12 protein-coding genes and 1 pseudogene are annotated in these 11,105 nt (G+C 47.4%); 10 read left to right on the top strand and 3 right to left on the bottom strand.

What is annotated here, in order from left to right; genetic code table 11:
• Positions 1-12: 12 nt before the first annotated feature.
• Positions 13-429, bottom strand: a complete 417-nt coding sequence (locus DXZ20_RS17810) for a hypothetical protein (protein WP_163699594.1) — start codon at positions 427-429, stop codon at positions 13-15.
• Between the two features lie 235 nt (positions 430-664).
• Here DXZ20_RS17810 and DXZ20_RS17815 point away from each other — a divergent pair, with 235 nt between their 5' ends.
• Genes DXZ20_RS17815 through DXZ20_RS17830 form a run of 4 tightly spaced genes read left to right on the top strand, consistent with a single transcriptional unit; the run spans position 665 to position 2,295 of the window.
• Positions 665-895 (top strand): hypothetical protein, encoded by a 231-nt coding sequence (locus tag DXZ20_RS17815; protein WP_163699596.1) that lies wholly within the window; start codon positions 665-667, stop codon positions 893-895.
• Between the two features lie 5 nt (positions 896-900).
• On the top strand, positions 901-1,653 hold the full coding sequence (locus DXZ20_RS17820) for a hypothetical protein (protein WP_163699598.1): 753 nt from the start codon (positions 901-903) through the stop codon (positions 1,651-1,653).
• Positions 1,650-1,868 carry a hypothetical protein gene (locus tag DXZ20_RS17825; RefSeq protein WP_163699600.1) on the top strand — a complete coding sequence of 73 codons (219 nt, stop codon included), beginning with the start codon at positions 1,650-1,652 and terminating at the stop codon, positions 1,866-1,868. Before DXZ20_RS17820 ends, DXZ20_RS17825 begins: the two co-directional genes overlap by 4 nt.
• The gene (locus DXZ20_RS17830) at positions 1,861-2,295 is read left to right on the top strand and encodes a hypothetical protein (protein WP_163699602.1); all 435 of its coding nucleotides are present in this window, start codon (positions 1,861-1,863) and stop codon (positions 2,293-2,295) included. Before DXZ20_RS17825 ends, DXZ20_RS17830 begins: the two co-directional genes overlap by 8 nt.
• A gap of 111 nt (positions 2,296-2,406) precedes the next feature.
• Here the strand turns inward: DXZ20_RS17830 and DXZ20_RS17835 are convergent, their stop codons facing one another.
• The gene (locus DXZ20_RS17835; RefSeq protein ID WP_250565805.1) at positions 2,407-2,913 is read right to left on the bottom strand and encodes a hypothetical protein; all 507 of its coding nucleotides are present in this window, start codon (positions 2,911-2,913) and stop codon (positions 2,407-2,409) included.
• Between the two features lie 535 nt (positions 2,914-3,448).
• Here DXZ20_RS17835 and DXZ20_RS17840 point away from each other — a divergent pair.
• The 5 genes from DXZ20_RS17840 (at position 3,449) to DXZ20_RS17860 (ending at position 8,049) form a co-directional block, all read left to right on the top strand.
• On the top strand, positions 3,449-3,748 hold the full coding sequence (locus DXZ20_RS17840) for a hypothetical protein (protein ID WP_163699607.1): 300 nt from the start codon (positions 3,449-3,451) through the stop codon (positions 3,746-3,748).
• 311 nt (positions 3,749-4,059) lie between these two features.
• The gene (locus DXZ20_RS17845; RefSeq protein ID WP_163699609.1) at positions 4,060-4,314 is read left to right on the top strand and encodes a hypothetical protein; all 255 of its coding nucleotides are present in this window, start codon (positions 4,060-4,062) and stop codon (positions 4,312-4,314) included.
• A 492-nt stretch (positions 4,315-4,806) separates the two neighbouring features.
• Complete coding sequence (locus DXZ20_RS17850) at positions 4,807-5,202, top strand: response regulator (protein WP_163699610.1); 396 nt, start codon at positions 4,807-4,809, stop codon at positions 5,200-5,202.
• Between the two features lie 1,377 nt (positions 5,203-6,579).
• The gene (locus DXZ20_RS17855) at positions 6,580-6,813 is read left to right on the top strand and encodes a hypothetical protein (RefSeq protein WP_163699612.1); all 234 of its coding nucleotides are present in this window, start codon (positions 6,580-6,582) and stop codon (positions 6,811-6,813) included.
• A 195-nt stretch (positions 6,814-7,008) separates the two neighbouring features.
• Positions 7,009-8,049 carry an IS5 family transposase gene (locus tag DXZ20_RS17860; protein WP_163696094.1) on the top strand — a complete coding sequence of 347 codons (1,041 nt, stop codon included), beginning with the start codon at positions 7,009-7,011 and terminating at the stop codon, positions 8,047-8,049.
• A gap of 425 nt (positions 8,050-8,474) precedes the next feature.
• On the opposite strand, the gene DXZ20_RS17865 is transcribed toward DXZ20_RS17860, so the two are convergent.
• Positions 8,475-9,452, bottom strand: a complete 978-nt coding sequence (locus DXZ20_RS17865) for a trypsin-like serine peptidase (protein WP_163699615.1) — start codon at positions 9,450-9,452, stop codon at positions 8,475-8,477.
• An 852-nt stretch (positions 9,453-10,304) separates the two neighbouring features.
• Between DXZ20_RS17865 and DXZ20_RS17870 the strand changes: the two are divergent.
• Positions 10,305-11,105: pseudogene (locus tag DXZ20_RS17870) on the top strand (hypothetical protein); the annotation flags it as partial.

Here is an 11,105-nt window from a genome sequence, read left to right on the forward strand (position 1 = left end):
TGTGATCATCGCTCAAGCCCACCCCTTATAAGCTGCTCTAACAGACTCTTGCAGGCATTCACTCCAGTACAGCGGCGCATCATCTCCCGCCAGCCACACAATGCAGCTACGGTCAGTCACCTTATCAGCCGCGATCGCATCCCTCACCTCTGCCATAGTGGCGGCATGGACCAGCAACGGTGTGCCACTGGGGAGTACAGGGGATGGATTCAAATACTCAGCTTCAGCCAGCGCCTTGCATTCGTCGTAGGTGCCGATGAATGAGTTATTCCAGTTGCTGTAACTACGGTACTCCCAGCGGTCTGGGCCGAGCTCTGGATGGGTCTGGATCAGTCCGATGACTTCGTTGTTCGCGTAAATCCCGGTCTGGGAGGGGTTGGTTGTGCGGAATTCGAGCCCTTTGGCGGGCTTTTGAGTTAGAGTTTTCATTAGGCAAATCCTTGTTAGATAAGGGTTTGATTAGAGGGCTGGGGTCGTTGGTAGCTTCCTCAGTCCTTGTCCATATCCAGACTAACAAAAGTATTGCATTTTGAAACTTTATTGAAATACTTATAGCTTATAGGCTTATCCTCTAGCTATAAGCAAAAGCTATTTCAAAAATATTGCACTTTGAAATACGATAGACCTAACATAGATGGCATGTGACCATAGGAGTGATGTATTGATGCAACTAGTAATGCCTAGAAAGGCGGTCACCTATCGATTTGATGAGCGGATTATTGCAGCGGTAAAAGCACGAGCACGGCAAGACAACAGCAGCGCTAATAACTGGCTGGAGACTTTATTGATCAAAGTCTTACGAGAAGACGGTGTTTTACCGGATGATTTTGAGCCGCTAGGAGAAACACGCGGGGGCGATCGCACTACTAAAAAAGAGTCTACTGAGGATGGGTAAGCGATATGAACTTTTCTCAGAATTTAGCCATGGTTATGGTGCAATCTACTGAGCCGTTCCCGGTGGATTTTGACAATGCCTGGAAGTGGATTGGTTGGAAGAAAAAGCAGGACGGCAAAAACGTCTTGATCAACAACTTTGTAGAGGGTGAGGACTTTTTACGGAAAGGGGTCAAAAGCCCATCTGGTGGTCGTCCCAAAGAATTTATCGTGATCACTGTTGACTGCTTCAAATCTCTAGGGATGATGGCAGGCACCGAGAAAGGTAAAGAAATTCGCCAGTATTTTTTGAAGTGCGAAAAACAGGTTAAGACAGTTATCCCCGCTCAAAATGAAGAACTTGAAAAGCTGCGCTTAGAAGTTGCCCTGTCTGAATCTCGATTGAAACTAGCCTCAGCGACTCAGGCGCTGTCTATTATCAACCCAGCATTGCCAGCTTTAGTATTTGGCAAACCTGAAGCCGTTATCGAGGTGGAGAGGCCCGTGACCGTCATTCTTGATGCTCATGGACGTGCCGAGAAATACGACGGCGTGACCATCACTGAGCTATCCAAGCGATACGGGTTTGGCAAAGGCAAAAAAGCTAACGATGCTTGCCGTCAGTGGATTTCGTCTATGGGCATTAATGAGGCTCAATGGATTCATGAGCCAGCCGCACACATCACCAAGAAGTTGCCCAGGGAGATGCTGCTAGTCCTAGACCAAAACTTCCAGGGAGGCAAAGGCCAGAGACAAAAACTAATGGGAGAGTGGTCATGACCCAGAAGCGCAAAATAACCTACCGTCCTGCTGTCAGTCGTTATTACTGTGACCAGATGGCAAGCAAGTATGATTGGGAACAACCAAGGGATCCTAAACTTCGGTATCAAGACAACGAAACTGATCCAATTCTGCGGGTAAACTGTGGATTCTATGGTGATGCTGAGTTTCCTAAGAACCGGATGGACCTAACCCAAGGAGATGTCAATGAGTAAGCTAATCGTATTTAGACCTGATTACGACTTGATTCCTGCCGAAAAAAGGGATGAAGCTGGCAGATTTACTCCATCTATTGGTGGCACTCACCAAGCAGGCGATCGCATTCTTGAATACACCCAAGACCATAGTAAAGTTAATCCTGAGCACCCTGACGATCCAACGCATTGCCGCCCTGGTCCATGGATTATTTTGGATGACGGTCAATGCTACGTTGCGGACATCCCAGGTATGCAGGACTTTGACGAGGTGGTAGTGTACCGCCTTGGGTATGAGCCTTTGCCTGAGTCAGAGAACCCTTGGGAGCTTTTGACTATTGAGTATAAGACTGACTTTGCTAGCCTCACCGACGAGCAGCTAACAGACATGGGTCTCAAGCCTGAGCAGTTTGACGAAGTGCGTAATCGGGAGTCGGTTGGGGTTTAGCTGTTGCGGTAACCCCTGCGATCGCACTGGCTAAAGGTCTAGGCTGAACCGTCTGGTGCGGACCTGTCTTGGGGAGTGTGGGGAGGGGGAGAAACACCTCTGGCTACCCGATTAGGCTGCACGTTTGAGTTCAATATTGCCTGACACAATTTGTTTGCTAAACACTCCGTATCCAACAAATTTGCCAGATAAAACTTCACCAGACGGAGCTAGTTCAAGCATAATTGCCCCAAACTGAATTCTACGTTCATTCTTTGAGATGTAATCTAGCTTCAAGAAGCGATCATGTAGCATTCCACCTCGAGATTCAAACTCAGATTCCTGCGCTGGTCTACCATCTCGCTCAGGGTACTGAACTCTAAAATGTCCTATGACTGTTTTGCGGTGTGCAACCAAGGTCGCCACAACAGAAACAGAGAGCAACTGACCTCCTTCTCGATAGCTGGTTCCTGTTCCTCTCCATTGACCGTTTAACAGGGCACGGCGACCCGTAGACATAATCTGCTTATCTTGGTTTTCAATATGCCGTGTGATGAGAACCGTTGCAATCGATCCTGCGACTGTAAATACACCCCCAATAATTGCTGCAACAACAGTCGAGTCCATAAGCCAATCCATTATTCAGATGAATTTACTTCATCCTTCAAGAATAACTTAGAAACACTTTAATCTTATCTCTCTGCAATCAGCTTCAAAATGCCGCCCCAACCATAATTTAAGCAGCCTAACGATTGAGCTGAACCGCAACACCGTTCTAAACGAACGTCGTGCGGTTAGCAGGTGTTGGCAGTAACTCATGATCAGAGAGAAACTTTCTGCCTAATCCTCTTATCAGATGGACTAAGTGGACATTGGCCAACCTACCATGCAGATTTGGGCGATCGCCTGGAGTTTTCTGTATATTTTCTAAAGACTTTCTGCCGTGGCATCGTCCTGCATTCTCGATCAGACCTTAGTGGAGCATGTTGGAGACTTCAGGGCTGAGATATGAGACTAAGGTCGGGGGTGAGGTTGTCTGTTGGTTGGGGAGTAGCACTCACCAAAGGCCTTAACTTTTCGGCATGCCCTGATACTGAGGTTTAACTCAGATCGCTAGGGAGCCTTGGGTGATTAGGTAGAAAGTTTCCTCCCAATAATGAGTTAGCTTGTCGATATGGCCATTCCACTCACATCTGGTAACCAGGAGCGTCTCGCCCTCCTTTTCGTGCCGAGCGAGCTTGAAGCTGCCACGGCGCTTCTTCTGCAAGACTGCGGAGACAACATCACCGAGCACGTCAAGCTGCTGGAACGGGTGCGATTTGCCGTGCTCAAGGCAAGTGGTGGCACGCTTGACGGTCTAGTCGACGCCATCGCCCTGGCCCAAACAGACTGGCGTGACGCTCTCGTCGGTGCCGGGTTCGCAGACGATCCTGAGCAACATACGCTCTGGTGGCCGGGCGACGAGGCAAGCTAACAAGTGGTTGCAGCTAGATGTGATCTCCTGGCCAAAGCTTCCAAGGTGACAGGAGTTGTTTGATGGGGAGTAGTAGCATAGCCTCTATTTTGGTTGGATGAGCATCAATATAGGCGGTGCAGGATTTTAGTTGAATTTCAAGTTTATTTGCTGTAGTTGACTGGGAATCTTAGCGATGTAAGCCATTTTTTCCTGTTTTCTTCTGTCGTAAACAAGAAAGTTTGTATGCGTTAAGCGATCATCGGCTAGCAATGTTGCTGCCGGTGAATATGGAAGTACCAAGATATTCATCTAGCCATGGAGATAGCGTAATGAATAAGCTGACTGGACGAGTTCAAACTGTTAAAACTAAAAGTAACGATAACGCTATTGTGGTAATAGATTCAACTTCCCATGGAAACCTTCCGCCAAAAGGTACGGACGGGCCTTTAGATAATTATTTTTATTTCCCTGGTAGTATGACAGAAGATCAGTTATCTGAGTTTAAGCGTGCCCAAGGATCGAACCTCGGCGTCACGGTAGAATTTGAAAATGACCGTGTTATTGACAGTATAGTTGTGTTTTAATAACAGCCCACTATGCCAATATTCCAGCCAGAAAAGCGAGAGAAATAGATAGAAAGGCTATTCAGATGGTTTTGTTAATAGACAAAACCATCTGAATGGCTATGACATGCATGACAAAGGCAAGAAACTTACTCAACAGTTGAAGGGAACTCTGTAGAAGACTCTATGTCAGCTCAATTTACTACGACTGCCGCCCAACAGCAGAGGTTGTGACAGTTGGTATTTCAATGCTCAAAGGACTTGCAGAAACTTAGGAGTTAAGTAATGACCAGCATCCTAGACCAGAACTTCCAGGGTGCTAGAGGTGAGCGTTAGAGATTATTAGGGGAGTGAACGGGCGCGTAGTGCCATGAATGGTTGCATTCATCAGCTATGATGTCCTATTAAACGAATAATTGACACTTTTCTGCAAATTCTGAGTCAATGCCTACATCTCCTTCCCCAAAAAGCCTTTACGCTTCCGAGTTGACGACTTGAATTTAAGTTTGTATTGTGGCAACTATTCTAATTGTTGAAGACAGCCCCAGAATCGCAGCCTTTGTATCAAAAGGGTTGAAAAGGGCAGGCTATCAAACCCAGGTAGCCTCAAATGGGAATCAAGCTCTACCGTTGGCTTTATCAGGAAAATTCGACCTTATATTGCTAGATTTAGGGCTACCTGGAATGGATGGTAGGGAAGTTTTAAAGGAAATCCGTACGCAAGCCGTGCAGATCCCTGTGATCGTTGTGACGGCTCTTGACAATGACGAAGTTCGAGAAAACGTTCTCTCCTTAGGGGCTCAAGCATTCATTGTCAAGCCTTTCCGGTTTAATAGTCTATTAACGTGTGTTCGTTCCCATCTTATGGAAGGCGTGTGCTCAACTCTCTCAGACCCAATAAGAACTTGAGGGAGTGTGAACCTTTGAAAGGTGAGATCGCTCCCTACAGAACTGGGCACTTTAAACACCAAGGACAGACCTACTGCCTATTCAAACTTCTATAACAAAGCCGCCCCCAGTGCCTTGTGTGTTGGGGGTTATTTAATGCGTATCTGCACCCCACCCAAAACAAAATAAACCCCCAGGCGCATACTCCTAGGGGGATCAGGTGCTCCGCATTGCGGACGCTTTGCAGATAGCCCTAGTGTGCCCAGGGAGGGTTGGGGGTAGCGGGGAAAGGTTAAAGGAATGTGAAGGTACTGCCTCCACCCACGCATATCAGCTGATCGCTGAAAGCCCTATGTTTTGATTGACATCCGTGGGGCCTTATTTGGCAAGGGTTTCAGTGGTTACGACCGTAAATCCTGAAGGCTGGTAGGATAGGATTATCGACATCCGTGGTTTAGCTGTCTGGGGCGTGCTCTATGACGGGCTTCTGCTGGGGGTGTCTTTACCGATCGACTCAGATCGGAATAGTTGGAAACGCAGGAATTGCAATAGTAGCAATAGTAGCAATTGCAGCGAGAAACTTTACCGATCGACTCAGATCGGAATAGTTGGAAACAGTGTATTAAGGGTAATAGGTTCGCCGTTGTTACCTTTAAGTTGTGCTTTACCGATCGACTCAGATCGGAATAGTTGGAAACGCCCTTGACTACGCCTACGGTACCGATGGGTACTAATACGTCCTTTACCGATCGACTCAGATCGGAATAGTTGGAAACGTAAGAGGCTTTTTCGTCAGATCAATGGCAGTTTGAAACACTTTACCGATCGACTCAGATCGGAATAGTTGGAAACTGTAATTCGATAGGTCTGGTTATAGACAGGTACTCAAGCAGTACTTTACCGATCAGTTCAGATCGGAATAGTTGGAAACTCGTCGGATACTACAAGGAACAGATATGGTTGATATCTGCGACGGCTTTACCGGTCGGCCCAGATCGGAATAGCTATAAGCAACAAAAAGCCGCCCTGGGAATTCTCGGGGCGGTTGCTTTTATGGACCCCAAAGACAAAACCCCCAACCAACGTCAGGGGTAGCATGGAGTTTGCACGCAGGAATACAGTAAGCCCGCCACGTCCCCAACGAGATGACGCAGCAGGCGAGACCAGGATAACACAGGGTTTGTTATTATTTAGTATTGAGAGTTGCTATTTAGAGCAGCCATGATGAAACAGGTTTCATTCCAGAAGCTGCCAACTTCATTTCTCCGAATCTGCCTTGTCTTTGTCTGTTGGGCAGTTGGGAGTATGGTCTTGGTTGGCTGCCTAACATACCAAGGAAATTCCAACATTCCATCCAGTGACGCTCCCCTCCCCAGGCCCCCTTTATCCACCCCAACCATGGTAACCATCACAGGAGAAATTACAGGCGTCATGGAAACCTGGCCGCTCCAGATAACCCTTAACGTCGAATCAGAGCAGTATTATGTTTCTCTAGAGGAACATACTGACGTATATCGGGGCTCCGAACCTGCCGCAGCTGGAGAGTTATCTCCTGGCATGCAGGTCAAAATAACTGGTATAACCTCGGAGTCTGAAACAAGATTGATTGCCCAATCAATTGAGATCTTGTAGGTGCTTGAGGTTGAGAACGGCCTAACATCTGCCCCATGATCAAGGGAAAAAATCGGGTGAATATTGAAGCCGCAGATCACGATTTCCAAACCACCAATTGAAGAGTAACAAAATAGTGGGCACCTCGATTAATTCAAAAATAGAGTCTCAATATGAGATCATGGTTACGGATTAGGGTTGACAGGGAGACTTCTGATGGGACAACAAGGATTTTGGGATTTTGAGATCCGTCATCAAAAGCTGGAATCAAAAAAAGACCTGTTGACCTGCCTGGACGAGCTGATTCCGTGGGATGAGTTTCGACCGCTGTTAGAAAGCGTGTATGTCAAATCCCGTAAGCGTAAAGCAGGTCGTCGCCCGATAGATGTCATCCTCATGTTTAAGTTGTTAATCCTGCAACAGCTCTACAACATTGGTGACGATGAGCTGGAATACCAAGTGAATGACCGGTTGTCATTTATGCGATTTCTACATCTGGGCCTGGAAGATGCGGTGCCAGACGCGAAAACGGTGTGGTCATTTCGGGAGCGCTTACGCCAGGCCGAGTTAGTGGAAGGACTATTTGAGCAGTTTGGGGCCTATCTGAAGGCAACGGGCTACCAAGCCCAATGTGGTCAAATCGTCGATGCCACCTTAGTGCCAGTGCCTAAACAACGGAATAGTCGAGACGATAATGCCGAGGTCAAAGCAGGCAAGGTGCCTGAGGATTGGCAGGACAAGCCTCATAAGCTATCCCAAAAGGATGTGGAGGCTCGTTGGACCAAAAAGAATGGCACGTCTCATTACGGGTATAAAAACCATATCAATCGGGATGCGGGGCATGGGTTTATTCGTCGGTATACGGTCACCGATGCCTCGGTTCATGATTCTCAGGTATTGGGTCAACTGCTAGATGCGGACAATTCTGATGATGAGATTTGGGCCGATAGCGCCTATCTCTCGATAGCGATTGTCACCGTGTTAGAGATGATGGGTTTTGAGAGCCATATTAACGAACGAGCCTATCGCAATCGCCCCCTAACAGAGGTGCAGATAGCGGACAATCGTGAGCGTTCAAAAACCCGGGCCAAGGTTGAACATGTATTTGGGTCGATGGTCAATGAGATGGGGGGCAAAGTTGTTCGCACCATTGGGTTAGCCAGGGCCAAAACCATGCTCGGCCTCAAAAACTTGACCTACAATCTCAAGCGGTATGTCTTCTGGCAAAAACAAGACATGGCTGAAGTATTTGCCTAAAGGATGGGATATTCAGCTCTAAAACGGACACAATGCATGGGGGGTGTTTATTTCATATTCTGATTTCCAGAAACAAGGCTGGATAACAGTCTTATTTGAGACTCGATTCCTCAAAAAATCAATAAATAGAGGTGCCCTAGTATTATTTATCATGTTCATGCCATGCTCGCTTTCAGATTTTTAATCGAGAGTAACTTAGCTATGGCGCATGAAATAAGCATTATTGTCGATAAAGTCTGTATTCTCCACCTTGAGAGGCCCTGCCTGATTGCTGCAATATAATACTATTTTGTTACTCTTCCTGACTGCAATACTGGAAACGCCAACATAAAGTTCGCTCAACTGCGGGCTCTATGTCGGCGTTTTACTTATGGAGACTGACTCTTCAATACCTATTGGCCTTGGCAAGAGTGCAACAAGGCTGATTAACACTTACATAGCGCCCGCCATGCCTTCATGTTGTCAAAGACAGGCTTGGCAATTCGTGTTGCTTTGTTGGGGCACCCTCCATAGGCATGAATCCCAACGGCGTAACGCTGCCCGCTTGTTAAACGCCATACGGATGAACCACTTTGCCCGCCATAGGTGTCAAACATATAGTGCAGCCGACGTGATTCAACTTTTTCAATTTTGCCATAAGTGTACCATTGAGTCCCAAAGGGCTTATCGGCGGGATACCCTGCTGTGTTCACAAGCATGTTCTTTAGGGTTGAGTCCGAGTAGTTTGCGAAACCAAAATAACCAACCCTACAGCCCACCTTGTGATTAGATCCAAGGATAATCGCACCATAGTCATGCGTGGGTTTCCCATCCCGCGTCCATCCGGTGACACTGCGAAGGTTAGAGCTGACATAAGTGCCGTAAGGTCGTTTGGCACCGTCCATGCCAGGAATAACCTCGATTTTACGCATCCACTGGCCGCCCTTTCCTCCATGCACGCAGTGGCCAGCAGTCATCACCGTACAAGGACCAATTAGGAAACCGGTGCCATGATACTTACCACCATTGGGTGCATGGATGACAAGTTTACAATTCCAGCGCCAGGGAACCCGAGTAGTTGAGGTGATCTGCGACCTAGTGTCTGTTCCGCAAATACTTTCGGGTTGATCGAAAACGAAGCTCTCAATCGAGGGAAGGTTAATCAATTCCTCGTAAGGAGTAATCTCCTCTCCAGTAGCTTCAGCCGCTCCGAGTTCCTCTAAACTCTCCTGGAGAACTTTATCAGCACTGACGCCAGGTACATCCTCAAGTTCGCCAGAACCTTCGAAACTGCTTTCTGCAAGTTCTTCTTCATTTTCACTTTCTTCGGCAACACTTCGAGACTCAGCATCATCGTCGCTTTCAACTTGGGGATTTTCAAATCCCTCTGGAGCAACCGACTCATGATCATCGTAAGTAGACATAATTAACTTCTCCAAAAAACGAATCGCTATATGCTTTTAACTTGTAGCCTCAGGCTTTCAGAGTCATCAATACTCTCAAAAGAAACAAGTGTGAGGACTCGATGCGAAGCTAGCTAATTACGAAGTTCAACCGTTTTCAAACCTCTAAACACTTCGCCTGCAAAAGCTTTGAGCAACAAGCTTGAATTGTTGCTCCCTTATTGGTTGGAACGAAGAGTTGGGTCGTAGCGGCCAATTTTTAGCACATATTACAAGTGTGCTACCTCCGCTGCGATTCAACTTGTAATTCAACGTCAGATCTGCTGTATAAAGATCCACACTTCCAAATCTTATCTATCGCCTTTGGGTGGTAACACTCTTGTTTACAGAACTTATATGCAATTTTTGCCAGGCCACCAGCCAAACCGATATGCTTGATCAATCAAGTTCGAGAATTTGACATACAAGGGTTAGACAGCCACCAACCGATCTCCCTACCTCCGACTTTGGTCTGGCATTTCAGCCCTGACGTTTTCAAAACTCTCCACTAAGGTCTGGCCGAGACTGAAGGGGATGCCATGGATGAAAGTCTTTAGGAAATGTACTCAGACCAGAGTATTCGCAAATAGACTAAAGCTCTTGTCCACCAAGGATTTTCCTCTCAAGAGATTGACTGGTTGGCGGGTAGAGCAGGAGCATCAGACTCTGTGAGCATGCCTCCGTTTTTCCCACCAGCAGCCGTCATCAGAGATCTCTCAAGATTAGGATTTGTTAGCCATACTACAGAGAAACGAAAAGCACCCTTGCGGGTACTTGTAGGAGATTTATAACCACAGCTATAAAGGTCTCGTTAATCACCCTGGAATATACATCGTGAGTACACAAGATTCTAATATTAACGAGCAGGCAGCTTTGCCTTCGAGCGGAGGTAGTGGGAGTGAGGATTTTATCGATCCTCCAATAGTGGAGCCTGTGGAAGGCTCGTCCGGCAGTGATGAGTTTGAACCACCAAGCGCCGAGTTATTCGGGACTGAGAACTTGACTGATATTGAGTCAAGTTCTGAGGCACAACAAGTCCTTGGCGCTAAGGCAGCGATTGAGCAGAAGCTGGTCGAAGCCGCTAGTAGCAGCCTGACGGAAGCTAGCATTAGCACTTTGGATGGCCCTGGAGTACTGGGTGTCGGCCTCTCGACTGGCGGAGAGTCTGGTGGCATTCCGGGCCAACCGGCATTGGTGGTGTATGTCGAAAATCAAGCCGATGAAGAGCAGGTTCGCCGCGAAGTTGTTGACTCAATGGGCGTTCAAGCAGTCTCAAGTGACAATCTCCCAATTGAGGTTGAAGTCACTGGCGTAATTGAAGCTTACAGTAGCAATCGTTCAAAGTTTCGCCCAGCACCCGCTGGGGTTTCAGTCGGCCACTACAACATTACAGCTGGCACAATTGGCGGTTGGGCTCGGGGACGTGGAACCCGGTCAAACCGATTGCTGATGGTCTCAAACAACCACGTACTGGCCGATTCGAACCGTGGTCGTTTTGGCGATTCAATTATCCAACCCGGTCGGGCTGACGGTGGTGTCAATCCAGGCGATCGCATCGCTATTCTAGAACGATTCGTCACAATCAACTTCAGCAGTGGTGGTATCAACTATGTTGACTGTGCTACTGGCTGGTGC

It is taken from the genome of Adonisia turfae CCMR0081, from assembly GCF_011009555.1.
GTDB lineage: Bacteria > Cyanobacteriota > Cyanobacteriia > Phormidesmidales > Phormidesmidaceae > Leptothoe > Leptothoe turfae.

Coding starts and splice junctions, on each gene's coding strand:
- DXZ20_RS17825 (WP_163699600.1), top strand. CDS start 1,650: ATGACCCAGAAGCGCAAAATAACCTACCGTCCTGCTGTCAGTCGTTAT.
- DXZ20_RS17860 (WP_163696094.1), top strand. CDS start 7,009: ATGGGACAACAAGGATTTTGGGATTTTGAGATCCGTCATCAAAAGCTG.
- DXZ20_RS17840 (WP_163699607.1), top strand. CDS start 3,449: ATGGCCATTCCACTCACATCTGGTAACCAGGAGCGTCTCGCCCTCCTT.
- DXZ20_RS17810 (WP_163699594.1), bottom strand. CDS start 429: ATGAAAACTCTAACTCAAAAGCCCGCCAAAGGGCTCGAATTCCGCACA.
- DXZ20_RS17845 (WP_163699609.1), top strand. CDS start 4,060: ATGAATAAGCTGACTGGACGAGTTCAAACTGTTAAAACTAAAAGTAAC.
- DXZ20_RS17835 (WP_250565805.1), bottom strand. CDS start 2,913: ATGGATTGGCTTATGGACTCGACTGTTGTTGCAGCAATTATTGGGGGT.
- DXZ20_RS17830 (WP_163699602.1), top strand. CDS start 1,861: ATGAGTAAGCTAATCGTATTTAGACCTGATTACGACTTGATTCCTGCC.
- DXZ20_RS17820 (WP_163699598.1), top strand. CDS start 901: ATGAACTTTTCTCAGAATTTAGCCATGGTTATGGTGCAATCTACTGAG.
- DXZ20_RS17855 (WP_163699612.1), top strand. CDS start 6,580: ATGGTAACCATCACAGGAGAAATTACAGGCGTCATGGAAACCTGGCCG.
- DXZ20_RS17865 (WP_163699615.1), bottom strand. CDS start 9,452: ATGTCTACTTACGATGATCATGAGTCGGTTGCTCCAGAGGGATTTGAA.
- DXZ20_RS17815 (WP_163699596.1), top strand. CDS start 665: ATGCAACTAGTAATGCCTAGAAAGGCGGTCACCTATCGATTTGATGAG.